We start from the raw sequence: 24,568 nt of genomic DNA on the forward strand, positions 1-24,568 counted from the left end.
GGCCGCCGGGCGGCAACCCGGCCAGGGCGCGCTGTACCAACAGGTGCGCGCCACGGCCGAAGCCGAGGCCGCCGAGATCGATCTCGACGTCGGCGGTCACGGCCGATAGTCCGCGGCGGTCACCCGCCCGTCGGGGGCGTAGAACCCGCTCGCGTCGACCGCCTCGGCGAGGGCGTCGTACCCGGTCGTACGGCCGTCCTGCCAGGCCGTCAGGCCCTCCAGGTCGAGCAGCGGGCGCACCTGCGGATCGGCGTACGACATGCCGCGCAGCAGGGTGCCGAAGAGCCGGACCCCGTCGGACGCCGGCTCGCGCACCGTCATGTTGCAGTGGTCGTACCGCCCGGTCTGCGCGACGATCCGGGTGCCCTCGGGTGGCAGCGTGCCCTCCTGAACGAACATCAGGTGGTTGGCGTCGATCATGCAGGCGGCGTCGACCTCCCCGGCCGCCAGGGCGCGCGCGGCGTCACGTTCGCCTCCGACGTGGTCACCGTGCAGCCCGACACCGACGTCGAACCGGCGCACGTCGACCCGGACTCCGGCCGCGGCGAGGTGGCCGAGCGGGATCAGCGTGGCCTGCGGACTGTCCACCGCGCCGGTCGCCACCACGCTTCCGGCGAGATCCTCGACCCGGTGTACCGGCGAGTCGGCGCGCACCACCACGACCGAGGTGAGGTCCCGGTCGGTGTCGCGCATCGTGAGCGCGCGCACGGAGCCGCCAGCGGCCGTGGCCAGCCGGTCGGCTCGCAGCCACGCGAGCGGAGAGTTCCACGCGGCGTCGATGCGGCCGGCGACAAGGTCCTCGACCTGTCGCTCGTAGTGCGAGTAGAGGACGAAGTCGAAATCCAGGCCGTGACCGCGCAGCCAGCCGCGAAAGCCCTCCCAGATGGTGACGACCTTGGGGTCGTACGCGACCGCGCCCATCAGGACCGACGGCGCCGGCATCAGCGGTTGGCCTCGTCGAGCAGCGGCAGGCCGGTGGCGACGCGGCCCACGAAGTCGTGCAGAGCGTCAGTGGTCGGTGCCATCACCCGGGCGGCTCGCGAGTCGCGGAATCGGCGCTCCAGGCCCAACTCCTTGCGAAAGGCGCTGCCACCGCAGAGCCGCATCGCGCCGTCGGTGACGTCCGCGACCGTCTCGCCGGCCAGGGCCTTGACCTGCAACACGCGCAGCGTCGCGTCGTCCCGGCCGGTCTCCAGCGCGGTGAGGGTGTCACCGAGGAAGGCGCGCAGGGCGTCGGTGCGGATCTTCAACTGGGCGAAGTCGCGTCGGGCGACGGGCGCGTCGCGAAGCGCCGCGCCGGTGTGCGTGAGCGTGGTGCCGGTGAGGTGCCGGCCCGCCTCGGCGACGGCGCTGTCGGCGAGGCCGAGACAGAACGCCGAGTTGAGCACCAGGAACCAGGGGAGTACGGCGCCGAGCGCGGTGTCGAGGCCGGTGCCGTCGGTGCCCAGCATCGCGTCGGCGGGGACCACCACGCCCTCGGCCGTCATCGGCCGGGAGCCGTTGCCGCGCAGGCCCAGCCCGTCGAAGTCACCGGCGACGCGGAGCCCGGCGCTGTCGGCCGGAACAAGCCACAGCGTCATCGGCCCGGCCCCCGACGCCAGCGCAAGGCTCGACCAGACGTAGCTGTCGGCCTCGCCCGCCGCGGTGACCCAACTCTTGCGGGCGTCGAGTCGCACTGCGGCATCACCGGACGCCGTCGCCGACCCGGTGGGCGACCAGAAGTGGCTGCGGGATCCGAACTCGGAGAACGCCAACGTGGTCAGGTGACGGCCGGCGGCGATGGCCGCGCGAACCTCGTGCGGGCCGTGCGCCTCGATGACGGCGGTCGCCGCGTAGTGCATCAGAACCACCATCGCCGTGGACCCACACTCGGCGGCCAGCCGTTCGATGACGTCGGCGACCGCGCGCATGCCCTGGCCGCCGCCACCGACCTCGGGGGAGGAGGCCAGGCCGAGCAGGCCCGCCGTGGCGAGGGCATCGACGCCCTCGCGGGGGAAGGCGCCGTCCCGGTCGACGGCCTCCGCCTGCGGGCGGATCACCTCGTCGATCACGGTGGTGAGTGTGGTCAGGACGTCGGTGCGGGACTGGAAACTGTCGACACTGGCCGTCATGCGCGGTGCCCCTTCATTCGGACCGGCGGGACCGCATCGAGACTAGCCGATCCGGCCGTCATGATCGAGAGTGTGGTCTCACCGTCGGGAGGGGGTGTCCTCGCGGTGCGGCCGGGCGTGCGTGTCGTCCCGGTCGATCCGCAACTCCCGCTCCAACTCGGCGATGACCGCCCGCAGGTCGTCCAGCCGCTGGGTGAGCGCGATGCGGTCCACCTCGTCGGGTACGCCGTCGCCGTCCTCGTCGTAGCCGGGGGCCAACCGCTCGGTCATCTCCAGGCGGCGGGCCTCCTCCATCGAGTTGACGATGACCGCGATGAGGATGTTGAGCAGCAGGTTGACGGTGATCACCACGTAGCTGACGTAGTAGAGCAGCGTCCACGGCGAGATGGCCAGGCCCTGCTCGATGAGGTCCGGCAGTGTCTCCAGCGAGAGCAGCACGAACAACGTCAGCAGCGACCGGCCGATGTCGCCGTACTCGTCCGGGTACCTGTCGCCGAAGATCAGCCAGCCGGCCATCCCGTACACGTAGAGCGTCACCACGGCCAGGGCGAGGAACCCGCCGACACCGGGCAGGCTGCGCCACAGCGCGGACACGATGGTCCGCAGGCCCGGCGAGAACCGCACCAGCCGGACCATCCGGGCGACCCGCACCACGCGCAGCAGCGCCGAGTCACCGTGCAGGCCCGGAATGAAGATGGCCGCGATCACGACGAAGTCGAAGACGTTCCAGCCGTGCCGGAAGAAGTCCTGCGGACGTCGGCCGTAGGCCGCCAGCCGGATGCCGATCTCGACGACGAAGACGGCGCGGAAGAGCACCTCCAGCCCGTGCAGCGCCCGGGTCGCGGGGACCAGACCGTCGTACGTCTCCAGTCCGAGGACGATCCCGTTGGCGAGGATGACGACGACGATGCCGATCTCGAAGGGGCGGGAACGGGCGAGCCGTGCGCAGGCGTCGGCCAGCGCGGGCCGGTCACGCTGGGGTGTGGACGGTGCGTCTCGCTGCGCGGGCGCGGGCGGTCCGCTCATCAAGCGGCCGACCCGTCGGTGTGCGCCGAGGCGGCGTCGTGGGCCCACCTCGCATCGTCGGGCTGGCGGTGCGGGGGCATGGTCACCACCCTAGTCACGACGCACAGCCGGTACGCCATCGTCGAGGCCGCCATCGCCCTGGCCGACACCGGCGGGCGGGTGACGCAGGCGTACACCCTGTCACCCGCCCGATCGACGAACCGTGAGGAGACCGCGGCCGGTCAGGCCCGCGCGGCCCGGATGGCGTCGCGCAGCGGGGTGCTCGGCCGGCCGATCAACCGGCTGAGGTCGTCGCTGTCGGTGGCCAGCTCGCCGATGGCGATCGAGTGGTCGAGGGCGGCGACGAACCCGGCGGTGCCGGCGTCGAGCCCGACGTTCTCCAGCGCCGAGGCCAGCTCGGCGGCCGACAGGTCGCGGTGGACGACAGTGGTGCCGGTCACCTCGGTGACGGCGTCGGCCAGCTCGTCGAAGGTGAACGCGGCGCCGCCCAGCTCGTAGACGGCGTTGCCCTCCTCGTCCCGGGTCAGCGCCGCCGCCGCGGCGGCCGCGTAGTCGGTCCGGGGCGCGGCGGAGACCTTGCTGCCGCCGGTGGCGCCGAGGATGGTGCCGCTCTGCAGGTACTGCGGCAGCTGGTCGGTGTAGTTCTCGGTGTACCAGCCGTTGCGCAGCACCGTGTACGGCAGGCCCGACGCGGCCAGGACCTCCTCGGTGGCCTTGTGCTCCGGTGCGAGCGGGTTCGTGGTCGTGTCGGCCTTCAGGATGCTGGTGTAGACCACGCGGCCGACCCCGGCGAGCGTGGCGGCCTCGATGACCGCGGTGTGCTGGGCGGTCCGCTGCCCGGGCGTGTCGCCGGAGATGAGCAGCAGGCGGCGTACGCCGGCCACGGCGCCGGGCAGCGTCGTCGGGTCGTCGTAGTCGGCCCGGCGGATCTCGACCCCGCGCGCGGCCAGGTCGGCGGCCTTCTCCGGGCTGCGGACGATCGCGGCGATCTCGGTGGCGGGCACGCCGGCGCCGAGCAGGTGCTCGATCACCAGGCGACCCAGCCGGCCGGTGGCGCCGGTGACGGCATACGTGGGCATGGGGACCTCCGATTGACGGTGACGAAACGTAAGCACTTACGAATCTACAGCACAAGCTCTCAGGTAAGCGTCGGGTAAGCTGGTGACATGAGCGACATGCCGGCCCGGGACCCGGCGGGGCCTACCCAGGAACTCGTCAGTGATGTCTTCGCGCGCGGCTGTACCTCCCGTGCCGCCTTCGAGAGCGTCACCTCGAAATGGGCCTCGCTCGCTCTGCTCGCGCTCGGTGAGGGCAGTTACCGGTTCAACGCGCTGCGGCGGCGCATCGACGGGGTGAGCGAGCGGATGCTCTCCCAGACCCTGCAGACTCTCGAACGCGACGGCATGCTCACCCGCGAGGTGCTCACCGCGATCCCGCCGCGCGTCGAATACTCGCTGACCCCTCTCGGCGCCCGGGTCGCCGATCAGTTGCGCGGCCTCGCGGACCTGCTGGAGGCCTCGGTGTCCGAGGTGCAGACCGCCGGCGAGCGGGAGCGGGGCTGACCCGAGCCGGAGTTCGCCGAGGCGGTCAGCGGTAGCTGATCAGTTCCAACAGCGAGCCGTCGGGGTCGCGGAAGTAGACACTTCTGCCCGGTCCGCGTCCGCCGTGGCGGTCCACCGGCCCGGCCTCCACCTCGACGCCGTGCCGCCGCAGGTGGTCGAGGATCTCGTCGGCGGTGCCCGGCCAGACGAGACAGAGGTCGCTGCCCCCGGCCTCGACGGGACGCCGGGCGACCAACGCGCCGACGTCCAGGCCCGGACCGTGCACGTTGAGCTGCTGGTCGCCGAACCGGTACGCGACCCGACCATCGGGTTGGTCGACGATCTGGGCGCCCAGGACATCCCGGTAGAAGGCGGTGGACCTCGCCCAGTCGGTCACCGCGATGACACAGTGGTCGAGCCGTAAACCGTCCGGCATGGCACCGAGCTTACGGCCGGGCCGTCCGGACGTGGGGCATGCGGCGCGGTCAGGCGCGGAGCGTCTCGCGAGGCGGCACCCCGTAGCTGGCGTGGTAGCGGGCGGTGAACCGGCTGTGGTTGGCGAACCCCCAGCGACTCGCGATGGCCGACACGGTCTCCTGTCCGGGGTCGGCCCGGACCAGGTCGTGGTGGGCCCGATCGAGCCGGATCCTGCGCAGGTACGCCATCGGGGTGGTGCCGAGATGGCGGCGGAAGGCGAGCTGCACCGCGCGCTGGGAGACGGCGGCGGCGCTGGCGATGTCGGCGGCGCTGATGTCCCGGTCGGCGTTCTCCTCCATGAATGCGACGGCGCGGCGCAGGGTGGCGGTGCTGGCGTCGCGGCGGTCCTCGGCGGTCTCGTCGGTGAACGCCGTGTTGGGGAAGATCGCGAGCGCTGCCGCGGCGAGCATCCGTGCGGCGTTGCCGATCACCAACGGCTGGGCGCTGGCGCTCGGGATGCTCGCCACGACATCGCTGACGTAACTGGTGGTTCGGTGCCACTGCCGGGCGAGCGGCGCGTTGACTCCGCCGAGGTCGGTGAACCGGATCTGGCCGGGCCTCCGGGCCGTGGCGGCGGTCGCCACCTGCGTCAACACGCCGAGGTCCAGGACGCAGAGTTCCACCTCGCCGGGGTCCCACCGCACGTGGACCGGCTGACCGGGACGGGTGACGAGAAAGGCGTCGCCGGGGCCGACCTGTTGGGGCACTACCTGCTCACGGCGTTGCTGGCCCACCAGGTGGGGCCGGACGCCCTGGTCCGCGTCGGGGCGCTCCTCGGCACCGTCCGGCGCTATCTGCCCGCCCCGCGGCCGCCCGCGCACCGCAACGGGGGCCCCGAGCCCCGGCGACGCGACGTGCGAGCGGACAACAGCGTCGTGGGCCGGTACCGACGGACCACGCTGCCCGAGCACCTGCCCAGTCCGCCGAGCTGGACCTGCACCGGATGTGGCCGCGAATGGCCCTGCGCCACCAAGCAGAGCCAGCTGCTCGCCGAGTTCGGCGGGGCGCGTGCCGCGCTCGCCGTCTACCTCGGGTCGTGCCTCGTGGCCGCCGCCCGGGATCTGCCGACGCTGCCCCTGCCCCGAGTACGACTCCGCTTCCTGGGCTGGCTGCCACGCGCCCGGATCTGACGACACGCGTACGCCCCGCTGTCGGCGCGTGACCCACCGCCGCGCCCCGCGCGCCCTTCAACGGGCTCCGCGAGGGTGTTCATCGTGCACCCGCCCGTCGTACGGCGGGCGTTCACCAACCTCTTCGAGGCTTCTTGATCGAAAGAGCATTCGCTTGATCGAGGAGAGGCTCTCACGTGCGAGACAAGCAAGCCGAAGAGATCGAGCACGCGCAGTTGTCGCGGCGCAAGCTGGTCAAGTACGCCGGCGTCGGCGCGACGCTGGCCGCCGCCAGCCCGCTGGTCGGCGCGGGCGCGGCGTGGGCCGACGAGGAGCGCCGACCCGGCGACGACACGAGCGACCGGGGCAACGCCAAGAACCGGTCCTGGCGCGCTGGTGACCACCACGTGCACTCCGAGTACAGCGGCGAGTTCGACACCGCGAAGAGCCCGATCGTCTTCCACAAGGGCGCGGACGCGGTCTACCCGATCGTCACCAACGCGATCATGGCCAAGAACTTCGGTCTGACCTGGGCAATGTGCACCGACCACGGTGGACCGACGCACTCGAAGGTGAACATCGAGCAGGCGTACCCCGACCTGTTGCGCTCGCGCAAGCTGGTCCCCGAGGTGCTCCAGTTCTGGGGCATGGAGTTCGACGCGCCCGCGCTGGACCACCACACGCTGATGATCCCGCGCCACGACGACGAGGCGAAGCAGCTCTTCGAGCTGGAGAGCCGGTTCGCCAAGTACGACGCGTTCCCCACCGACCCGGCCCGCGACACCGAGGCCAAGATGGTGGAGTTCCTCAAGGTCGCCCGGGGCATGCCGCACAAGCCGCTGGTGATCGCCCACCACGCCTCCCGGTCGGCGCCCGGCCTCGGTGTCTACGGCCAGGACACCCCGCGGGAGTTCCGCAACGGCAACAACGCCGCCCCGGACGTCTACATCGGCTTCGAGGGCGCGCCCGGCCACCAGGCCGGTCCGCTCAACGGCGGCAAGCGCGGCGGGTACGGCAACCACCCCACCTACGGTGGCTTCGATCAGATGACCGCGCGGGTCGGTGGGCTCTGGGACTCGCTGCTCGGTGAGGGCCGGCGCTGGTGGATCACGGCGACGTCGGACTCGCACGTGCACTGGACGCGCGGCGGCTCGGACTTCTGGCCGGGCGAGTACAGCAAGACCTACGTGTACGCCCGCCAGGACTACGGCGACATCATGGACGGCCTGCGCAACGGCCGGATCTGGGTGACCACCGGCGACCTGATCCGCAGCCTCGACGTGACCGCCAGGTCCCAGGGGCAGACGGCCGAGGTCGGCGAGACCATCACGGTCAGTCGCCGCAGCCGCACCGACGTCGAGATCGAGATCACGTTCCGTCCACTGGACGGTGTGAACGGCAACGGGGACCGTCCGGAGGTCCGTCGGGTGGACCTGATCGTCGGCCAGATCACCGGGCCGAGCGCCAACCCGGACGCCGACACCAACCCCACCACCACTGTGGTGGCCCGGTTCGGCCCGCGGGACTGGCGTCGCCAGGGTGCGGACTACGTCATCCGGCACACCCTGCGCAACGTCGAGGCCGACACCTACGCGCGGGTGCGCGGCACCAGCACCGACGAGGCGGAGCCGCTCGCCGACGGGCTGGAGAGCCCGTGGGACGACCTGTGGTTCTACTCGAACCCGGTGTTCGTGCACGTGCGCTGACCCGTCGCCGCAAGCGACGCTGCCGCCACACGGTGGGCCCGCCGGCACTCCTCGATGCACGATGGTCGGGGAGGGCCGGCGGGCCCACCTCGCCGTTCGACAGTCCGGTCAGCCGTCGCTGCGGCCGCGCGACCGGGCGGCGCGCGGCCGACCGTGCTCGGACGCTGCGCCCGGCCGGCTCGGCATCGGCGCAGCGGGCTCGGGCCGCACCTCGGCCACCGCCTGGCAGAGATCGCGCAGGGGGTCGATCGCCTGGGTCGAGCAGGCGACCCGTTGCAGCAGTGCGCGCAGGGTCGCCGACTCGGTCGGCGTGAGCGCCCCCAGCAGGTGCGCCTCGACCTGCCGCAGCGCCTCGCGCCGCTGCTCCCAGGCCGCCCGCCCGGCGTCGGTGACGTCCACCAGCCGGCTGCGCCGGTCGGCCGGGTCCGCCCGCCGGGCGACGAACCCCGGGCGTTCGAGGTCGTCGATCAGGTACGTGAGCACCGTCCGGTCGATGCCCAGCTCCTCGGCGATCGCGCCCTGGTTGCGGGCCGGCCCGGTGGCCGCGGCGGTGAGCACCTGATAGCCGCGCGGGCCGCCGGGGAAATCGGTCAGGGTGTGCTCGGCTGCCCGGACGTAGCCCCGGAAGACGATCCCCAGCATCCAGCCCAGGTCGTCGTCGAGGGGATCGGGCCGGTCCGGCCGGTCGCTGGCACCCGTCATGCCCCGACAATAGCGCAGGACAGCCAACCTTGTTGGCAACAGATGTTCTGTCTGACATAAGGTCGAGGCCACGACGCATCGTCCGACGCGTCGCGGACGACGGGAGGCTCGCACGATGAGCGACTACGGCCACGACCTGGTCTTCGGATCGTTCACCACGCCCGGCAACGACGATCCGGACCGCACGGTCGGGCTCGCGGTCCTGGCCGAGCAGGTCGGGCTGGATCTGGTCACCTTCCAGGACCATCCGTACCAGCCGCGATTTCTGGACACCTGGACGCTGCTGAGCTTCGTCGCGGCGCGGACGGACCGGGTGCACCTCTCGGCGAACGTCACCAACCTGCCGCTGCGCCCGCCCGCCGTGCTCGCCCGCAGCGTCGCCAGCCTCGACCTGCTCAGCGGCGGTCGGGTCGCGCTGGGTCTCGGCGCGGGGGCGTTCTGGGACGCCATCGAGGCGATGGGCGGCCGGCGGCTGACCCCCGGCCAGGGCGTACGGGCGCTGGAGGAGGGCATCGACGTCATCCGGCAGACGTGGGACGTCCAGGCGCGCGGCGGCGTGCGGGTCGACGGCGAGTTCCACCGGGTGGTCGGCGCCAAGCGCGGCCCCGCCCCCGCCCACGCGGTGCCGATCTGGCTCGGGGCGTACAAGCCACGCATGCTCGCGCTCACCGGTCGCCGGGCCGATGGCTGGCTGCCCTCACTGGACTACCTCCAGCCCGGTGACCTGGCCAGGGGCAACAAGATCATCGACGATGCCGCCCAGGAGGCGGGCCGCTCGCCCCGCGACGTCCGCCGGCTGCTCAACATCTCCGGCACCTTCTCGTCGGCCGGGGGCGGCCCGTTGCACGGGCCCGCCGAACAGTGGGTGCGGGAGTTGGTCGAGTTGGCGCTGGGCGACGGCGTCGGCACGTTCATCCTCGCCAGCGACGACCCCGACGACCTGCGCCGGTTCGCAGGCGAGGTGGCCCCCGCCGTGCGCGAACTGGTCGCGGCCGAACGCGACAGTGGCGCGGCGTCGACGCGTACTCCCGCCGAGCCGGTGGTGGCCGCGGAGCCGGCGGCGCTCCTCGCGCCCTCCGCGCGGCCGACCCGCGCGAGGGTGACCGCCGGGGCCTTCGCTGTGGTGCCGACCCCGGACGACGGCCGGCGGCTCAGCGACCGGCAGGTCTGGGACGAGTCGGCCCGTCCCACCGGGCCCGCGCCCGACCCGACGCGCACCTACACCGCCCACGAGCAGGCCACCGGCCAGCACCTCGTGCAGGTGCACGACGGCCTGCGCGGCGAACTGGCCCAGATCCACGACCTGATCGAGCAGGTCGCGGCGGGCGAGATCGACGCCGGCGTGGCGCGATCGCAGATCAACACGATGACCATGCGGCAGAACCGGTGGACGCTCGGCGCCTACTGCGAGTCCTACTGCCGCATCGTCACCACCCACCACACCATCGAGGACCAGGCCCTCTTTCCGCGGCTGCGGCAGGCCGACCCGCGGCTGCGCCCGGTCGTCGACCGGCTGGAGCAGGAGCACCACGTCATCCACGACGTGCTGGAGGGGGTCGACAAGGCGCTGGTCGCGTACGTCGGGGCGCCGGACGGCCTGGCCGAGCTGCGCGCCGCGGTGAACCTGCTGACCGACGCCCTGCTGTCGCACCTCAGCTACGAGGAGCGGGAACTGGTCGAGCCGCTGGCCCGCCTGGGGGTGAGCTGAGCGGCGGAACCGGCGTTCCCGGGGGTTGCTCCGCAGGATCTGAGAGGCTACTTTCGAAACATGTCTCTCAAGAATCCGTACGGGGATTTCGAGATCACCGAGCCGCAGGCGCTGCGGGCGCTGGCGCATCCTGTCCGGTTGGCCATCCTCGACCGGCTCCAGCAACACGGCCCGGCCACGGCCACCGGACTGTCGCCGCACGTCGGCGCCACGCCGTCGGTGGTCAGCTGGCACCTGCGCCACCTCGCGACGTTCGGCCTGGTCACCGATTGGGACGGCGCCACCAGCAAGCGGGAACGCTGGTGGCAGGCAGCCGCCCGGGGGTTCCGCTTCTCGCTGCCCGACGACGCCGAGGGGCAGGCCGCGGCCCGGCAGTTGCGCGGCGAGATGTTCGCCCGCTATGCCGAGGCACCCCAGCAGTGGCTGCTGCACGACGAGCCTCGGCTGAACACCGAATGGCGCGGGCTGGCCGGGGTGGCCGACACCCGCTTCGTCGCCACACCGGACGAGCTGCGACACCTGGAAGAGGCGATCGAGGAGCTGCTCGCCCCGTACGTGCGGCGCAAGGACGACGAGACGACGCCGGACGGCGCCCAGCTCGTCCGGATGCTGCGCTACCTGCTGCCCGAATCCAGCGACGATTCGCCCGCGTCATGACGGCCGTCGACGCCCCGCCCGCACCGGCGCTGGGCCGCGACCGGCGGTTCCGCACCTTCTGGATGGGTGAGACGATCTCGGCGTTCGGCGACCGGATCAGCGAACTGGCCCTGCCGCTGATCGCCGTCTCCCTGCTCGCCGCGACGCCCGTGCAGGTCAGCGTCCTCACCGCGCTGATCTGGCTGCCCAACCTGCTGGGCCTGTTCCTCGGCGCGTGGGTGGACCAGCGCACCCACAAGCGTCGACTCCTGATCATCGCGGACCTCGCCCGCGCGGCCGTGCTGCTCAGCCTGCCCGTGGCCTACCTGTTCGGCGCGATCACCCTCACCCAGCTCTACCTGGTGGCGCTGCTCAGCGGCGCCGGGGCGGTGCTGTTCACCCTGGGACAGCAGGCGTTCTTCGTCGCCCTGGTGCCGCGGTCGGCGTACGTGGACGCGAACAGCAAACTCAGCGTGAGCCGGTCCCTCTCGTTCATCGCCGGCCCGGCCGTCGGCGGTGGGCTCGTCCAGGCGCTCAGCGCGCCGGTGGCGGTCCTCGTCGACGCGGTGTCCTTCCTGGCCTCCGCGCTGCTGCTGCGGCGCATCCCGGTCACCGAGTCGCCTCCGCCGCGACGGCGGACGTCCACACTCGGCCTGGTCCGCGAGGGCCTGGTGCTGGTGCTGCGCCACCCGGTGCTGCGCGCCGCGCTCGGCTGCACCACCACCGTCAACTTCTTCACTTTCATCGCCGCGGCGCTGCTGGTGCTCTACGCCAACCGTGAACTCGGCCTGTCGGCCGGCGCGATCGGCGTCGCGTTCGGCATCGGCGCGCTCGGCGGACTGGCCGGCGCGGCCCTGGCGCCTCGCCTGTCGCGGGCCATCGGGTTGGGCCGTACCGCGATGATCGGCGTTGTGGTCTTTCCCGCGCCGCTGGCGTTGACGGCGCTGATCGCCGGCCCGACCTGGGCGAAGGTGGCCATGCTGGCGGCCATCGAGATGGTGTCCAGCGTCGGGGTGATGCTGATGGACGTCAACCTCAACGCCCTGCTCACCGCCGTCACACCCGACGACGCGCGCGGTCGCCGGGCCGGCGCGTACAGCGCCGTCAACTACGGCATCCGGCCGCTCGGCGCGCTGGTCGGCGGCGCGCTGGGCACCACCCTCGGGCTGCGGCCGGCCCTGGTCGTCGCCGGAGTGGGCGGCGTGCTCGCCGTCCTGTGGCTGCTCGCGTCCCCGGTACGCCACATCAGGACCCTCGACGACCCCGCGACCTGACCTGCCGGGCCGGCCCGCCGAGACCGTCGTCGCCCGCGCGGTCAGCCGATCTCGGCCACCAGCAACCGGGCCAGCTCGGCGGGTTGGGAGAACATCGGCCAGTGGCCGGTGGCCATCGTGACCAGCCGCCAGTGCTCGCTGGTCAGCAGCGCGGACACGGTGTCGTTGGGCTCCGGTCCGTCGAGCAGACATTTGACGTACGTCGTCGGCAGCTCGCCCAGCGGACGGGCCAGCACGGCCGGTTCGGTCAGCGTGGCGCCCGGGTGCGGGGTGGCGCCCTTGAGCAGCCGCGCGATCTGCTCGTCGGTGAGCCCCTGGCCGTCGAACTCGGCCGCGTCGGGCGGCGGCCAGTCGCCGCCGTTGTCGGCGAGCACCGACTCGAACGCCGCCTGACCCTGCCACCAGCCGGACGCGAACGACCCGCCGTCGACCGGCACCTCCGCGTCGACGTAGACCACCCGGGTCAACCGGTCGCCGATCCGCGCGGCGGCCTGACCCACCGGGATGCCCGCGTAGCTGTGCCCGACCAGCACCACGTCGCGCAGGTCGCGCCGCTCGATCTCGCCGACGATGTCTTGCACATGGGTCTGCTGCCCGGCGGGCACGCCAGGCCTCTCGGCGAGACCGGAGAGGGTCAGGGGACAGGTCTGGTGGCCGGCGGCCCGCAGCCTCGGCACCACCTCGTCCCACGCCCACGACCCCAGCCACGCGCCCGCCACCAACATCACATTCGCCATGTCCGGCACCCTAGCGCCGACCTCTGACGGCCCGGCGCGTCATGACCAGGTCCGGGACTGGGCGTCGAACACCTCAGGTGGGCTCTCGACCGGCAGCACACAGAGCAGGTGCCCGCCGGGCGCCCGCAGAATCCGACACTCCAACCACTGCGACACCTCGGTGGCGCCCAGACCGACCAGCCGAGCGGTCTCGGCCGCCACGTCGTCGGTCTCGATGTCGAGGTGGTAGCGCGGCGCGTCGTCGACGGCCTGGACGGCGGTGACCAGGCCCGGCAACGCCTCGTGCAGACCGACGAACTGCGGCTCGGCCGGATGGGACCGGGTGCCGACGCCGAGTGCCGCCGACCAGAACTCCGCCGCCCGCGCGGCCTCCGCCTCGGGCGCGTCGATCAGCAACGCGTACACACGGCTTCGATGCATGCGAGGCAGGATATCGAGGACTCTCACCCACCGCCCGTCGCGCCGAGGCGAGCGGCGATCTGAGCCGGTAGCGGGTAGGGACTCTCGACCGGCAGGTGGTCCGTCGCCGCTCGCTCATCGCCTGCCCGCACCAGCTCCCGTACACGGTGGACGGTGGGGGTGATGTCCGTGACGGCCACGATCCAGTCGTCGACGTACCGGGCGACCGCCGTACCGGACAACCCGACCTGCAGCGACCGATGGGGCAGCGCGGCCATCCGCACCGTCCGTTCCGGGTCCCACTGCACCCGTACCGGGCTGCTCCTCAGCTGCCGCGACCAGGTCGCCCGGTCACCGTGCACGTCCCGGTCGTAGTGGCTCAGACAGGCGTGCGCCAGCGCCCACTCGAAGCCCTCCCGCGCGATGTCGATCGACAGCACGCGCTCCTGGCCGGGCTTGGTGGCCCAGCCGCAGCGGTACATCATCCACCGGAACGACGGCTTGATCCAGGTCATGCGGTCCCGCTTGAAGGGGGCCACGAAGCGGCCGGCGGCCACGGCCGGCAGCGCGACCTCCGGGGGGTACGCCTGGTACACGGTGATCGTGTCGGCCGAATGGCGAGCGCGGATCTGACGGGCGGGAACGGACACGCCCCGATTCTCACCGATCGGGCCTCGACCGCTCCACAGGAATACCGCCCTCAGGCGTGGTCGCGCGGGGGCGGACCGGCGTCGACCGGCATCCGGTAGATCCGGACCGGATAGTCGACGGCCGAGTGGCCGCCGTTGAGCCCGGCGGTCAGGTGCAGTTGGGCCGCCGGCAGCCAGAGGTGACCCTCGGCGTCGAGCCACATCGCGTCCACCCAGGCCAGGCGCGGGTCGGCGACGAGCGTACGGACGCTGCGGTCCGGCCCCACAGCGAGCACGCGACGTCGCTCCACATCGCTGACGTAGATGGTGCCGAGCGCGTCGATGGCCGTGCCACCGGTGCTGGGCGTGTCCCACCAGGGCTCGACCCGCCGGGCCAGCTCCTCGGCGGACAGCGTCGGGTCGTCCAGCCAGCGGGTGCCGATCCGGGACATCCCACCCGAGGCCGGCTGGTAGTACAGCCACCGACCGTCCGGCGACACCTCCAGCTGGTCGGCGTTCAGGCACACCTCGGCGCCGCCGGGATCCCGCAGCGCCCGGCCGTCGGCGACCACCGGCCCGCCCACGGTGCTCGGGTGCCCGTCCAACACCCGTCGGCACCGGCCCGAGTCGAGGTCCAGCACGATGAGGCCGGGCGTGCCGGCGTCGGTGAGGTACGCGGTGCCGCCGTGAAACCGGACGTCGTCGACGTAGCTGCGCGGACGCACCGCGTCGTCGAGGTGGTAGACCCGGTCCACCCGGTCAGCGTCGACGTCGACGGCGATCAGCCGCGCGCCGCCGGGCACCTGCTCCCCGCCAAGCTGCGGCGACCCCGAATCGATGATCCACAGTCGGCCGTCCGGGCCGGCCCGCAACCCGTTGACGTGCACGAACGCTCCGTCCGGCGGTTGGTCCGGCTCGTTCCACGCGGCGTCCGGGTACGGGTTGCGACCGCCGTCCGGCAGCGCCTCGGCCACCTGCACGCCCGGCCCGTCCGCCGACGGGTAGCTCAGGAAGACCCGCCCCCGCAGGGTGGTCACACCCGTGCACACCCGATCCTCGACGAGCACGGGTGTCAACCGAGGATCCTCCTCGGTCCCAAGCCTGGACATGGGCCGCTCCTCGCGCGACGGGCGGCGTCGCCGATTCCCGTCGGTGATCCGCCACCGTTGGCGCGGTATCCCCGAGCCGACCCGGGCGAAACGCCCGGCCTCGCCGGGTGCGCTCAGCCGGGCCGGTCGACCAGTGCGGCGAGCCGTTTGGGCGCCTGCACGCAGTAGCTCTCGGTGAGCAGCTCGCCGACCTCGTCCCAGTCCGTGTCCTCGTCCAGGATCATGCCCAGCACGTTCGGGCTCCAGTCCGGCTTGTAGAAGGGGTGCCCGACGCTCAGCAGACCGGCGATCTCGTCGAGCGGCGATCGGAAGACCAACAGGCAGGCCGGCCGGTCGAGCGCGGCGGCGCGCGCGTGCACCGCCTGACGGTCGGGGTCGACGGTGAGCACGTGGGCGAAGGTGCGCCGGCGGATCCGCCAACGGGTGCCCACCCAGGCCGGCTCCTCGTAGGTCTCCGGCAATCCGCGGCAGATCGTGCGCAGCCGGTCGAGAACCTCGGGGTCGACGTCTCCGGGTGCGGTCACGGGCAGGACCCTAGTCGGCGGGTACGACATTGACGCCCGCCGGCGGGCGGTGGTGTGCTCCCGGCGGATCGGTCAGGATGGTTCGGGGGCGACGCCGGGCCGCCGCCCCCGACCCGACACACCCCAGCCCCGCCGAGGAGTTCCGTGCCGTCCACCCTGCTCTCCCGCCGTGACCTGGACTTCCTGCTGCACGACTGGTTGCGGGTGTCGCAGCTCGCCGAGCGCCCTCGCTACGCCGAGCACTCCCGGGAGACCTTCGACGACGCGCTGGACCTCGCCGAGCGGGTGGCCACCGAGCAGTTCGCCTCGCACAACCGGGCCGCCGACCTTGCCGAACCGACGTTCGACGGGCAGCGGGTGAGGCTGATCCCGCAGGTGCGCGCGGCGTTGGACAGCTTCGCCGAGACGGGTCTGCTCACGGCCGGGCTGGACGCCTCGGTCGGTGGCCTGCAACTGCCGCAGGCCGTCGCCGCCGCCTGCTTCGCCTGGTTCCAGGCGGCCAACGTGGCCACCTCGGCGTACCCGATGCTGACCCTGGGCAACGCGAAGCTGTTGTTGGCGCACGGCAGCGCCGAGCAGGTCGACACGTACGTCCGACCCATGCTGGAGGGCCGGTTCTTCGGCACCATGTGCCTGTCCGAGCCGCACGCGGGCAGCTCGCTGGCCGACATCACCACCCGGGCCGAGCCCCAGCCGGACGGGACGTACCGGCTCTTCGGCACCAAGATGTGGATCTCCGGCGGTGATCACGAGCTGGCCGAGAACATCGTCCACCTGGTGCTGGCGCGGATTCCCGGCGGGCCGCCCGGGGTGAAGGGCATCTCGCTGTTCATCGTGCCCAAGGTGCTCGTCGAGCCGGACGGATCGCTGGGCGACCGCAACGACGTGGTACTCGCCGGGCTCAACCACAAGATGGGTTTCCGGGGGACCACCAACACCCTGCTCAGCTTCGGCGACGGCGGCCACACCCCGGCCGGTCGCTCCGGCGCCGTCGGCCATCTGGTCGGCGTGCCGCACCAGGGGCTCGCCCAGATGTTCCACATGATGAACGGGGCCCGGATCGGTGTCGGCGCCGGTGCCATGGCGCTGGGCTACACCGGCTATCTCAAGAGCCTGGCGTACGCCCGCGAGCGGCCGCAGGGCCGGCCGGTCGACGCGAAGGACCCGGCGGCGCCGCAGGTGCCGATCATCGACCACCCGGACGTACGGCGGATGCTGCTGGCGCAGAAGAGCTACGTGGAGGGTGCCCTGGCCCTGGTGCTCTACTGCGCCCGGCTGCTCGACGAGGAGCAGACCGCCCCGGAGCAGACCGACCGCGAGCGGGCGCACCTGCTGCTGGACGTGCTCACCCCGATCACCAAGAGTTGGCCGTCGCAGTGGTGCCTGGTCGCCAACGACCTGGCGATCCAGGTGCTCGGCGGCGCCGGCTACACCCGCGACCACGACGTGGAGCAGCACTACCGGGACAACCGGCTCAACCCGATCCACGAGGGCACCCACGGCATCCAGGCGCTGGACCTGCTGGGGCGCAAGATGACCATGCGCGACGGCGCGGGCCTGCTCCTGCTGGCCGAGAGGATGGGCGACACCGTCAGCCGGGGCCGCCGGGCCGGGGGCGAGGCGGCCGAGCTGGCCGACCGGCTGGCCGGCGCGGTGGATCGGGTCGTCGCGGTCACCCGCCGGCTCTGGTCCGGCGGTGATCCGGTGCTCGCCCTGGCCAACGCCAGCGTCTACCTGGAGGCGGTCGGGCACGTGGTGATCGCGTGGATGTGGCTGGAGCAGGTGCTGGCGCTGCCGCCCCAGGAGGGTGGCGACGCCTTCCACGCCGGTAAGCGGCAGGCCGCCCGCTACTTCTTCACGGCCGAGCTGCCCCGGACGGGCCCGCAGTTCGACCTGCTGGACAGCCTCGACCGGACCACGCTCGACATGCGCGCCGACTGGTTCTGAACGGCCCCGGCGTCACCGTCGGCGGGTCTGGTGGTGCATGGCCTGCCGTCCCTTGACCACGCCCAGGATGATCACGATCACCAGCGCGATCAGACCGATGATGATCAGCCAGCGGACCGCCTCGAGGATCAGCCCGAGCAGAATCAGCACGCCGGCGACCACACCGACGACCCAGAGCAGGGCACGCATCGCGACCTCCCGTAACCCGGCCGCGGCGCGAGATGCGGCGACCCCGGGCTCCACGTCCCCGATTCCGCCAACCTCAAACGCCATCCCCAGGCGGAGTCAGCGGCGGGCGACGTAGACCGTGTTGGCGGACTGGCCGCCGGTCAGCGGGTTGGCGAACGGCACGACATGAGCCCGCGCGGTCGCGAACACCTCCGTGAGCGCCGCGACGAACTCGTCGTCCGGCGGGTCGTCCGACCACAGCGCGAAGACGCCCTCCGGTCGTAGCAGCGCGGCGAGTCGGCGTAGCCCGTCCGGCGCGTAGAAGGGGGCGTGGCTCGGGTGCAGGACGTTGCGCGGCGAGTGGTCGACGTCGAGCAGGACGGCGTCGTACCGACGTCCGGGCGTCTCGGCGTCGAACCCGTCGTCACCGGCCACGGCGGCGAAGAAGTCGGCTCGCGCGAACCGGGTCCGGGGGTCCTCGGCGAGCCCGGCCGCGAACGGCAGCAGTCCCCGCCGGTGCCAGTCGATGACGTCCTCGATGGCCTCCACCACGAGGAGTGTTCGCACCCGTGGGTCGGCCAGCGCGGTGCACGCGGTGTAGCCCAGCCCGAGGCCGCCGACCACCACGTCGAGGGCGTCGCCGGTCAGTTCGGCCAGGCCCAGCCGGGCCAGCTCGATCTCGGCGACGGGGAAGAGGCTGGACATCAGGTACTCGTCGTCGAGCTTGACCTCGTACACCTCGACCTGCAGCGCCGGATCGCGGCGCCGCCGCAGGCTGATCGCGCCGATCGGGGTCTCCCGCCAGGCCAGCTCCTCGAAACGCGCGCCCACGGGTGCCCTCTCGCCGCCGGATTCGTCCCCGGATGGTACCGGTCGGGGCCGGGCCCGCCACGCAGGGTCCACGGGACATCGACGCAGCGCATATCCTGTGGCCCGGTCGAACCAGCGGAAGGGACCTCATGCCGTCGCGGCAGGATCAGCTGCACTCCTACCAGTTCAGCGTCCAGCGGGCGGTCGCCGCACTGGTGATGCGGGAGACCGACCCCGCCCAGTCACCGTTTCGGCGGCTGGCGGGCGCGGGCCTGGCCAGCGTCCTCGTCGCGGCGATCGGGCTCGGGGGTTCGGCGCTCTACGGCCTGTTCGCCGGCGGTGGCAAGGGGTGGCGCGACCCCGGCGCGGTGATCGTGGAGAAGGAGTCCGGCGCCCGGTTCGTCTACCGGGAGCAGAAGCTGCACCCGGTGCTCAACTACGCGTCGGCGTTGCTGATCGTCGGCGCGGACCGGTCGAAGACCGTGCTGGTCTCCCGACGCTCGATCGACGACGTGCCGCGCGGCCTGCCCCTGGGCATCGCCGACGCGCCGGACTCGCTGCCCGCTCCGGGCCGGCTGGCGACGTCGGCCTGGACGGTCTGCTCGACGGCCGGCGGCGAGGACCCCCGCTCCGCGCTGCTGATCGGCACCGATCCCGACGGCGGTCGGCCGCTGGGCGACGACGCGCTGCTGCTGCGCCACCCGGACGGCGGCCTGCACCTCGTGTGGCACCAGCGCCGGTACCTGGTCCGCGATCCCAACCGGGTGCTGGCCGCGCTGGCGACCACCCGGACGCGGGCGGTGCCGGTCGCGCCGGCCCTGCTCAACGCGCTTCCCGCAGGCGTCGATCTGGCCCCGCTGGCGCTGCCCGGCGAGGGTCGACCCGCCACCCGCGTGCCGGGCGCCACGATCGGTCAGGTCTACCTGGTGCGCAACTCCGGCGGCGGCCGGCAGTACGCGGTGGCGCTCGACGACGGGCTGGCCGGGATCACCGAGTTGCAGGCCGGGCTGCTGCTGGCCCGCACCGGGCAGGGGGAGTCGGAACCGATGACGCTGGGCCGGTTCGCCGCGCTGCCCACGTTGCCCGATCTCGCCCCGAGCGGCCCGACCGCGCCGCCGCCCGTGCCGCCCCCGCTCGTCAGCTCCGACGACGCGGCGATCTGCGCCCGGGTCGGGGACGACGGCGGCACCGGCGAGGTGCTGCGGGGCGTACGGCTGCCGGACCTGGCGGCCGTCCCACGGACCGCGTCGAGCGGCGGCGCGGCGCTGGCCGACCACGTGGTGGTGCAGCCGGGTGGCGGCGCGGTGGTCGAGGCCGCCGCGGCGCCCGGCGCGTCCGGAGGCGCGGTGTCCGTGGTCACCGACCTGGGCCGGCGGTACGTGCTGGCCGACCGGGAGGTGCTGGCGATGCTCGGCTACCGCGACGTGCGACCGGTGCGGCTGCCCGCCGGCCTGGTCAGCCTCGTGCCGGCCGGCGCCACCCTGGACCCGGCCGCGGCCCGGGCCGTCGCCGCCCCGTCCTGACGCCGGTCGGGCGTCAGGCGGCCGGGCGACGCAGGATGCTGACCGCGAACGGCGCGTCGTCGCGCCATGGCCGCAGGTCCCAGGTGGCGAAGCGGTGCTCCAGGCGCAGCCCGGCGGCGACCGCGTCGGCGTCGAACGCGGTCAGCGGGTAGCCGCGTTCGGTGCCGAAGCCCACCGCCAGCACGCCGTCGGGGCGCAGGTGCCCGGCGAGTCGGCGCAGCACCTCCGGCTCGGTGCCGGCGGCGACGAAGGCGAGGACGTTGCCGGCCAGGACCGCCGCGTCGAACGGCTCCGCCTCCCCGAGCGCCGGCAGGTCCAGTTCGGCCAGGTCGGCGACCAGCCAGCGGGGGCCGGGGTGGTCGGCGCGGGCGGCCTCCACCAGCGCTGGGTCGGCGTCGACCCCGACCACGGTGTGCCCACGCTGGGCCAGCGCGGCGCCGACCCGGCCGGTGCCGCTGCCCGCGTCGAGGATCCGTGAGCCGGGCGCGACGAGCGCGTCGACCAGCCGGGCCTCGCCGGCCAGGTCCGCTCCCTCGGCGGCGAGCTTGCGGAACCGGTCGATGTACCACTGCGAGTGCTCCGGACCGGTGTCGGTCGCCCAGCGGGTCGGGTTGGCCATACGGCCACCGTAACCGGGCCGGTCGGGGCGCGACGGGTCGGTCCGGCAGGCGCACCGATCGGTGGCAGCTCAGCGGCGACGGGGTCGGCGTGTCGGGCCGCTGGGCTGCCACCGATCAGGGAACCGGTCAGCCCTTCTCCGCGCCGCTGGTCAGGCCCTCGGTGAGCAGCCGCTCGCTGGCGAAGAAGAGGATCACGATGGGCAGGGTGAGGACGACCGACCCGGCCATCAGCACCGTCTTGGGCACCTCCACGCCGTCGGCGAGCAGTGACAACCCCAGCGACACCGTCCACCGGTCCGGCTTGTCGACCAGGAACAGCAGGGCGAAGAGGAACTCGTTCCAAGCGATCATGAAGTCGTAGAGCGCGACCGCCATGATCGATGGCGCGGCGAGGGGCAGGCTGACCCGGCGGATGATGCCGAGTCGGCCGGCGCCGTCGATGGCCGCCGACTCCTCCAGACTGACCGGGATGGTCTCGAAGTAGTTCTTCAGCATGTAGACCGACACCGGCAGGGTCTGCGAGATGTAGACCAGCACCAGGCCGAACAGCGAGCCGCGCAGCCCGGCGAGGCTGAAGACCACGAACAGCGGGATCGCGATGACGATCGACGGGAACAGGTAGACGGCCAGGAACAGGAAGTCGACCTGCCGCCGGCCGAAGAACCGCAGCCGGGCCACCGCGTACGCGCCGGGGATCGCGACGAGCAGCGTGAGCACGGTCGCCGCGACGGCGACGAGGCCGCTGTTGCGGATGAAGGTGAGGAATCCCTGGCCGCCGTCGTCGGTGGCCTTGAGCACCTCGGCGTACGTGGCGACGGTCAACTCGCCGAAGCCGACGACCAGCGAGCCCGGGTCGAGTAGCAGCCGCTCGATGGGGCGCACCGAGAGCACGAGCATGTAGTAGAAGGGAAAGACGGTGACGACCAGGAACGCGGCGATCACCAGGCGGCGCAGCCAGCGCAGGCTCACCGTCTCGACCATGTCCCGGTCCATCAGCCGACCCTTCGTCCGAAGAAGCGCAGATAGATCAGCACGAACACGATGAGCACCACGGCCAGAACGACCGCCTGCGCGGCAGCCGCGCCGATGTCGGTACGGGCGGTGAGGAACTCGTACACCCGGACGCTGACCACCTCGGTGCCGGCGGCCCCGCCGGTGAGCAGGTAGACGTCGTCGAACTTGTTGAACGTCATGATGAAGCGCAGCACCCCCAGCAGGGCGATCACCGGCAGCAACTGCGGCAGCAGGATGTGCCGGAACCGCTGGGTGGGCGTGGCCCCGTCGACCCGGGCGGCCTCCTCCAGCTCACCGGGCACCGCCTGGAGCCGGGCCAGCAGGAACAGGAACGCGAACGGGAAGTAGCGCCACGCCTCGAACACGATGACCGTGGCCAGCGCTGTCGACTCCTGGGTGAGGAACGGCACGGGCGCGTCCCAGCCCAGCAGGCGCTGACCCCAGTGGTTGACGATGCCGAGTTGCGGGTCGAGCATCACCTGCCAGACGAAGGTGACCGCGACCACCGGCGCCACGTACGGCAGCAGCATGGAGGCCCGCACCAGCGTGCGGCCCCGGAACGGCCGGCGCACCACCAGCGCGGCGACCAGACCGAGCGCGATCGACCCGACGGTGCCGCCGATGCTGTAGAGCAGCGTGACCCACAGCGTGTCGGCGAAGCCGGGGGTGTGCAGCACCCGGTCGATGTTGTCCATGGTGAACTCGCCGAACAGCCCGGTCTTGCGCAGGGTGGCGAGCCGGACCCGCTGGAAGGCGAGCACCACGGTCCAGATGATCGGGATGCCGATGACCGCGATGGTGACGAGCAGGGTCGGCGCGACCAACGCCAGCCCGGCGCGGGACTCGCGGCGGCGCAGCGTCAGTGGTCGGCGGCGGGGCGGCTCCGGCCGCTCCTTCGTGGGGGAGCGGCCGGTGTCGGGGGCGGTGGTGGTCAATTGACGCCCGCCTTGATCGCTTCGACGTCCTTCCTGGCCCGGCCGGCGGCGGCCGCCGCGTCGGTCTTGCCGGAGGTGAGGTCGCCCAGCACCTTGGGCACCGGCAGCTCACCGAGCATGGCGCCGACCAGCTTGCCCTGCCCCTGGCTCAGGCCCCACCGCCCGAAGGTGTCCGGGCTGCTGCGCAGGGTGGCCAGCACCTCGTCGCCGTACACGTCGGCGAGGGGCAACTTGGCGTCCACGCCGGCCTGGCTGGTGTTCCAGGCGGTGAGGAACGCCTCCGGCTCGGCCGGGGTGCCCTTGCGCACCGGGAATCGACCCTCGGGGGACATGCCGAACCAGCGCGGGTAGCCGTCACCGAGCATGTACTCCACGAAGGACTTCGCCGGGTCGGCCGCCGCGCCGTCGAGCACGGCCCAGGAGCTGATCTCGCCGTACTGCGCGGGTTCGGTGCCGTTGGGGCCCTTGATCGCGGTGACGAACCCGCTGTTCTTGGCCAGGAACGTCGGGTCGGCCTGGCACTGGGGGCAGGTCGGTTTGGCGTCGTTGCGGAGCCCGGCCAGCTCGTCGAGGATGAACGGCGACCAGATCACCATGGCCGCCTTGCCCGCGAAGTAGGTGGCCCGCGTGGTGTCCACGTCCTGCGCGCCCTTCACCGAGCTGGTGCGGATGAGGTCGCCGTAGAAGCGGAACGCCTCGACGCACTGCGGCGAATCGAGCGTCACCGCGCCCGAGTCGTCGGTGAGCTGGCAGCCGTTGGCCAGTGCCAGGTGCTCGAAGGTCTGCTGGGTGAACACGTCGCTGGGCGAGGTCGCCGCGGTGATGCCGGCGACGCCGCCGGTGTTCAGCTTCGCCGCGGCGGTGGTGATCCGTTCGTACGTGTCGGGGGCGGGCAGGCCGGCGGCGGCGAACAGGTCCTTGCGGTAGACGAGCAGTTGCCCCCACCCGTCGCTGGGCACGGAGAGCTGCTTGCCGTCGTCGGAGGTCAGCTCCAACGCTCGCGGAGAGAACGTCTGTCGGCCCAGCTTGTCGACGACCTCCGCGTTGGCCGAGGCGTGCAGCAGCTCGTTGCCGGCGAGCGTCCGGATGCCGGCCAGGGAGACCGAGCCGACCACGTCGGGCAGGTCGCCGGCGGCGGCGTTGGCGGCGATCAGGGAGGGGAACTGGTCCTCGTTGACGGTCACGAGGTCGACCTGGATCCCGGTCTTGGCGGTGAAGTCCGCGATGATCGCCTTGGTGGCGGTGACGCGGTCGGCAACGTCCTCCAGGCTCCAAACAGTGATCTTTTTGCTGTTGCTGTCTGATCCGTCATCTCCGCAGGCCAGCAGGGTGGACGCGGTCAGTGCCATGATCAGGGTGGTGGCGAGTATCCGCCTCGGAGGTGCTGACATCGGTGGCACTCCTCTCGAACGGTACATGCCGGATTCAACACCTTCGATTGATCAATAGCAAGACATATTGCGATTTTGTGTCTATCCTGGAGCCCAGTGCTACCGGGATGTGACACATGGGCAACTGGGTGGTCTCTCTCGCCGGGCCTCGACGGATCAGCCTCGAGCCCTGCCCGCCGGATCCGCTCGGCCCGGGCCAGGTCCGGGTCCGCACCTGCTACTCGGGCATCTCCGCCGGCACCGAGCTGACCCTCTACCGGGGCAGCAATCCCCGGCTCAGCAAGGACTGGGACGACGCCGCCCGCATGTTCGTCCCCCGCCAGACCCCCGTGCCGTACCCGCTGATCGGCTTCGGCTACGAGGAGGTCGGCGAGGTCGTCGAGGTGGCGCCGGGCGCCGTCGACCGGCACCCGGGGCAGCTCGTGTGGGGCATCTGGGGGCGCCGGACCGCGTCGGCGGCGAGCACCGCCTC

The 24,568-nt window shown here is 72.4% G+C and carries 26 protein-coding genes and 1 pseudogene; 9 read left to right on the top strand and 18 right to left on the bottom strand.

What is annotated here, in order from left to right; all coding sequences use genetic code 11:
* Positions 1 to 96: 96 nt before the first annotated feature.
* The 4 genes from AB0J68_RS05260 to AB0J68_RS05275 form a co-directional block, all read right to left on the bottom strand.
* Entirely contained in the window at positions 97 to 942 is an 846-nt protein-coding gene (locus AB0J68_RS05260; protein WP_363936311.1) for a PhnD/SsuA/transferrin family substrate-binding protein, read from the bottom strand.
* Positions 942 to 2,111, bottom strand: coding sequence for an acyl-CoA dehydrogenase family protein (locus tag AB0J68_RS05265; RefSeq protein WP_363936314.1), 1,170 nt, complete (start codon positions 2,109 to 2,111; stop codon positions 942 to 944). The genes AB0J68_RS05260 and AB0J68_RS05265 overlap by 1 nt, the downstream gene beginning before the upstream one ends.
* A gap of 78 nt (positions 2,112 to 2,189) precedes the next feature.
* On the bottom strand, positions 2,190 to 3,137 hold the full coding sequence (locus AB0J68_RS05270) for an ion transporter (protein WP_354857183.1): 948 nt from the start codon (positions 3,135 to 3,137) through the stop codon (positions 2,190 to 2,192).
* Positions 3,138 to 3,358: 221 nt separating this feature from the next.
* Positions 3,359 to 4,216 carry an SDR family oxidoreductase gene (locus tag AB0J68_RS05275; protein WP_354857181.1) on the bottom strand — a complete coding sequence of 286 codons (858 nt, stop codon included), beginning with the start codon at positions 4,214 to 4,216 and terminating at the stop codon, positions 3,359 to 3,361.
* A gap of 87 nt (positions 4,217 to 4,303) precedes the next feature.
* Between AB0J68_RS05275 and AB0J68_RS05280 the strand changes: the two genes are divergently transcribed.
* Positions 4,304 to 4,699 carry a helix-turn-helix domain-containing protein gene (locus tag AB0J68_RS05280; RefSeq protein ID WP_354857180.1) on the top strand — a complete coding sequence of 132 codons (396 nt, stop codon included), beginning with the start codon at positions 4,304 to 4,306 and terminating at the stop codon, positions 4,697 to 4,699.
* A 25-nt stretch (positions 4,700 to 4,724) separates the two neighbouring features.
* Here AB0J68_RS05280 and AB0J68_RS05285 read toward each other — a convergent pair whose 3' ends face one another.
* Together AB0J68_RS05285 and AB0J68_RS05290 are read right to left on the bottom strand one after the other, a co-directional pair.
* Entirely contained in the window at positions 4,725 to 5,114 is a 390-nt protein-coding gene (locus AB0J68_RS05285) for a VOC family protein (RefSeq protein WP_354857177.1), read from the bottom strand.
* 49 nt (positions 5,115 to 5,163) lie between these two features.
* Positions 5,164 to 5,799 (bottom strand): helix-turn-helix transcriptional regulator, encoded by a 636-nt coding sequence (locus AB0J68_RS05290; RefSeq protein WP_354857175.1) that lies wholly within the window; start codon positions 5,797 to 5,799, stop codon positions 5,164 to 5,166.
* On the opposite strand from AB0J68_RS05290, the gene AB0J68_RS05295 reads away from it, so the two are divergent.
* A complete protein-coding gene (locus AB0J68_RS05295) occupies positions 5,800 to 6,285 on the top strand; it encodes a hypothetical protein (protein WP_363936319.1) in 486 nt (161 codons plus the stop codon).
* A gap of 176 nt (positions 6,286 to 6,461) precedes the next feature.
* The gene (locus AB0J68_RS05300) at positions 6,462 to 7,970 is read left to right on the top strand and encodes a phosphoesterase (protein ID WP_363936321.1); all 1,509 of its coding nucleotides are present in this window, start codon (positions 6,462 to 6,464) and stop codon (positions 7,968 to 7,970) included.
* 108 nt (positions 7,971 to 8,078) lie between these two features.
* On the opposite strand, the gene AB0J68_RS05305 is transcribed toward AB0J68_RS05300, so the two are convergent.
* Positions 8,079 to 8,672, bottom strand: coding sequence for a MarR family winged helix-turn-helix transcriptional regulator (locus tag AB0J68_RS05305; RefSeq protein ID WP_354857169.1), 594 nt, complete (start codon positions 8,670 to 8,672; stop codon positions 8,079 to 8,081).
* A 115-nt stretch (positions 8,673 to 8,787) separates the two neighbouring features.
* Here AB0J68_RS05305 and AB0J68_RS05310 point away from each other — a divergent pair, with 115 nt between their 5' ends.
* Genes AB0J68_RS05310 through AB0J68_RS05320 form a run of 3 tightly spaced genes read left to right on the top strand, consistent with a single transcriptional unit; the run spans position 8,788 to position 12,290 of the window.
* Positions 8,788 to 10,380: an LLM class flavin-dependent oxidoreductase gene (locus tag AB0J68_RS05310; RefSeq protein ID WP_363936323.1), complete on the top strand. Its 1,593-nt coding sequence runs from the start codon at positions 8,788 to 8,790 to the stop codon at positions 10,378 to 10,380.
* A 60-nt stretch (positions 10,381 to 10,440) separates the two neighbouring features.
* Positions 10,441 to 11,037, top strand: coding sequence for a helix-turn-helix domain-containing protein (locus AB0J68_RS05315; protein ID WP_354857163.1), 597 nt, complete (start codon positions 10,441 to 10,443; stop codon positions 11,035 to 11,037).
* A complete protein-coding gene (locus tag AB0J68_RS05320) occupies positions 11,034 to 12,290 on the top strand; it encodes an MFS transporter (RefSeq protein WP_363936325.1) in 1,257 nt (418 codons plus the stop codon). Before AB0J68_RS05315 ends, AB0J68_RS05320 begins: the two co-directional genes overlap by 4 nt.
* A gap of 41 nt (positions 12,291 to 12,331) precedes the next feature.
* Here the strand turns inward: AB0J68_RS05320 and AB0J68_RS05325 are convergent, their stop codons facing one another.
* From AB0J68_RS05325 to AB0J68_RS05345, 5 genes are all read right to left on the bottom strand, one after another.
* On the bottom strand, positions 12,332 to 13,027 hold the full coding sequence (locus AB0J68_RS05325; protein ID WP_363936328.1) for an alpha/beta hydrolase: 696 nt from the start codon (positions 13,025 to 13,027) through the stop codon (positions 12,332 to 12,334).
* A gap of 39 nt (positions 13,028 to 13,066) precedes the next feature.
* Positions 13,067 to 13,447: a VOC family protein gene (locus tag AB0J68_RS05330; RefSeq protein ID WP_354857157.1), complete on the bottom strand. Its 381-nt coding sequence runs from the start codon at positions 13,445 to 13,447 to the stop codon at positions 13,067 to 13,069.
* A 23-nt stretch (positions 13,448 to 13,470) separates the two neighbouring features.
* Positions 13,471 to 14,076 carry a DUF4291 domain-containing protein gene (locus tag AB0J68_RS05335; protein ID WP_363936330.1) on the bottom strand — a complete coding sequence of 202 codons (606 nt, stop codon included), beginning with the start codon at positions 14,074 to 14,076 and terminating at the stop codon, positions 13,471 to 13,473.
* Positions 14,077 to 14,126: 50 nt separating this feature from the next.
* Entirely contained in the window at positions 14,127 to 15,164 is a 1,038-nt protein-coding gene (locus AB0J68_RS05340) for an L-dopachrome tautomerase-related protein (protein ID WP_363936333.1), read from the bottom strand.
* 113 nt (positions 15,165 to 15,277) lie between these two features.
* Positions 15,278 to 15,688, bottom strand: a complete 411-nt coding sequence (locus tag AB0J68_RS05345) for an MmcQ/YjbR family DNA-binding protein (RefSeq protein WP_363936336.1) — start codon at positions 15,686 to 15,688, stop codon at positions 15,278 to 15,280.
* A 144-nt stretch (positions 15,689 to 15,832) separates the two neighbouring features.
* On the opposite strand from AB0J68_RS05345, the gene AB0J68_RS05350 reads away from it, so the two are divergent.
* Positions 15,833 to 17,635, top strand: a complete 1,803-nt coding sequence (locus AB0J68_RS05350; RefSeq protein WP_363936339.1) for an acyl-CoA dehydrogenase — start codon at positions 15,833 to 15,835, stop codon at positions 17,633 to 17,635.
* Between the two features lie 12 nt (positions 17,636 to 17,647).
* On the opposite strand, the gene AB0J68_RS05355 is transcribed toward AB0J68_RS05350, so the two are convergent.
* Positions 17,648 to 17,824, bottom strand: coding sequence for a hypothetical protein (locus tag AB0J68_RS05355; RefSeq protein ID WP_355067416.1), 177 nt, complete (start codon positions 17,822 to 17,824; stop codon positions 17,648 to 17,650).
* A gap of 96 nt (positions 17,825 to 17,920) precedes the next feature.
* Complete coding sequence (locus AB0J68_RS05360; RefSeq protein WP_354857144.1) at positions 17,921 to 18,634, bottom strand: spermidine synthase; 714 nt, start codon at positions 18,632 to 18,634, stop codon at positions 17,921 to 17,923.
* 128 nt (positions 18,635 to 18,762) lie between these two features.
* Here AB0J68_RS05360 and eccB point away from each other — a divergent pair, with 128 nt between their 5' ends.
* Positions 18,763 to 20,136 (top strand): type VII secretion protein EccB, encoded by a 1,374-nt coding sequence (gene eccB, locus AB0J68_RS05365; RefSeq protein WP_355067414.1) that lies wholly within the window; start codon positions 18,763 to 18,765, stop codon positions 20,134 to 20,136.
* A 13-nt stretch (positions 20,137 to 20,149) separates the two neighbouring features.
* Here eccB and AB0J68_RS05370 read toward each other — a convergent pair whose 3' ends face one another.
* The 4 genes from AB0J68_RS05370 to AB0J68_RS05385 all read right to left on the bottom strand — a co-directional run bounded on the left by AB0J68_RS05370 (position 20,150) and on the right by AB0J68_RS05385 (position 24,096).
* Entirely contained in the window at positions 20,150 to 20,755 is a 606-nt protein-coding gene (locus AB0J68_RS05370; RefSeq protein WP_354860046.1) for a class I SAM-dependent methyltransferase, read from the bottom strand.
* A 127-nt stretch (positions 20,756 to 20,882) separates the two neighbouring features.
* A complete protein-coding gene (locus AB0J68_RS05375; RefSeq protein WP_355136754.1) occupies positions 20,883 to 21,749 on the bottom strand; it encodes a carbohydrate ABC transporter permease in 867 nt (288 codons plus the stop codon).
* Positions 21,749 to 22,705 carry a sugar ABC transporter permease gene (locus tag AB0J68_RS05380; protein WP_355136756.1) on the bottom strand — a complete coding sequence of 319 codons (957 nt, stop codon included), beginning with the start codon at positions 22,703 to 22,705 and terminating at the stop codon, positions 21,749 to 21,751. The genes AB0J68_RS05375 and AB0J68_RS05380 overlap by 1 nt, the downstream gene beginning before the upstream one ends.
* Positions 22,702 to 24,096, bottom strand: coding sequence for an extracellular solute-binding protein (locus AB0J68_RS05385; protein ID WP_363936343.1), 1,395 nt, complete (start codon positions 24,094 to 24,096; stop codon positions 22,702 to 22,704). Before AB0J68_RS05385 ends, AB0J68_RS05380 begins: the two co-directional genes overlap by 4 nt.
* 116 nt (positions 24,097 to 24,212) lie before the next feature.
* On the opposite strand from AB0J68_RS05385, the pseudogene AB0J68_RS05390 reads away from it, so the two are divergent.
* Positions 24,213 to 24,568 (top strand): annotated as a pseudogene (locus AB0J68_RS05390) (oxidoreductase); the annotation flags it as partial.

It is taken from the genome of Micromonospora sp. NPDC049580, assembly GCF_040675595.1.
Lineage (GTDB): Bacteria > Actinomycetota > Actinomycetes > Mycobacteriales > Micromonosporaceae > Micromonospora.

Coding starts and splice junctions, on each gene's coding strand:
- AB0J68_RS05260 (WP_363936311.1), bottom strand. CDS start 942: ATGCCGGCGCCGTCGGTCCTGATGGGCGCGGTCGCGTACGACCCCAAG.
- AB0J68_RS05265 (WP_363936314.1), bottom strand. CDS start 2,111: ATGACGGCCAGTGTCGACAGTTTCCAGTCCCGCACCGACGTCCTGACC.
- AB0J68_RS05270 (WP_354857183.1), bottom strand. CDS start 3,137: ATGAGCGGACCGCCCGCGCCCGCGCAGCGAGACGCACCGTCCACACCC.
- AB0J68_RS05275 (WP_354857181.1), bottom strand. CDS start 4,216: ATGCCCACGTATGCCGTCACCGGCGCCACCGGCCGGCTGGGTCGCCTG.
- AB0J68_RS05280 (WP_354857180.1), top strand. CDS start 4,304: ATGAGCGACATGCCGGCCCGGGACCCGGCGGGGCCTACCCAGGAACTC.
- AB0J68_RS05285 (WP_354857177.1), bottom strand. CDS start 5,114: ATGCCGGACGGTTTACGGCTCGACCACTGTGTCATCGCGGTGACCGAC.
- AB0J68_RS05305 (WP_354857169.1), bottom strand. CDS start 8,672: ATGACGGGTGCCAGCGACCGGCCGGACCGGCCCGATCCCCTCGACGAC.
- AB0J68_RS05310 (WP_363936323.1), top strand. CDS start 8,788: ATGAGCGACTACGGCCACGACCTGGTCTTCGGATCGTTCACCACGCCC.
- AB0J68_RS05315 (WP_354857163.1), top strand. CDS start 10,441: ATGTCTCTCAAGAATCCGTACGGGGATTTCGAGATCACCGAGCCGCAG.
- AB0J68_RS05320 (WP_363936325.1), top strand. CDS start 11,034: ATGACGGCCGTCGACGCCCCGCCCGCACCGGCGCTGGGCCGCGACCGG.
- AB0J68_RS05325 (WP_363936328.1), bottom strand. CDS start 13,027: ATGGCGAATGTGATGTTGGTGGCGGGCGCGTGGCTGGGGTCGTGGGCG.
- AB0J68_RS05330 (WP_354857157.1), bottom strand. CDS start 13,447: ATGCATCGAAGCCGTGTGTACGCGTTGCTGATCGACGCGCCCGAGGCG.
- AB0J68_RS05340 (WP_363936333.1), bottom strand. CDS start 15,164: ATGTCCAGGCTTGGGACCGAGGAGGATCCTCGGTTGACACCCGTGCTC.
- AB0J68_RS05355 (WP_355067416.1), bottom strand. CDS start 17,824: ATGCGTGCCCTGCTCTGGGTCGTCGGTGTGGTCGCCGGCGTGCTGATT.
- eccB (WP_355067414.1), top strand. CDS start 18,763: ATGCCGTCGCGGCAGGATCAGCTGCACTCCTACCAGTTCAGCGTCCAG.
- AB0J68_RS05370 (WP_354860046.1), bottom strand. CDS start 20,755: ATGGCCAACCCGACCCGCTGGGCGACCGACACCGGTCCGGAGCACTCG.
- AB0J68_RS05375 (WP_355136754.1), bottom strand. CDS start 21,749: ATGGACCGGGACATGGTCGAGACGGTGAGCCTGCGCTGGCTGCGCCGC.
- AB0J68_RS05385 (WP_363936343.1), bottom strand. CDS start 24,096: ATGTCAGCACCTCCGAGGCGGATACTCGCCACCACCCTGATCATGGCA.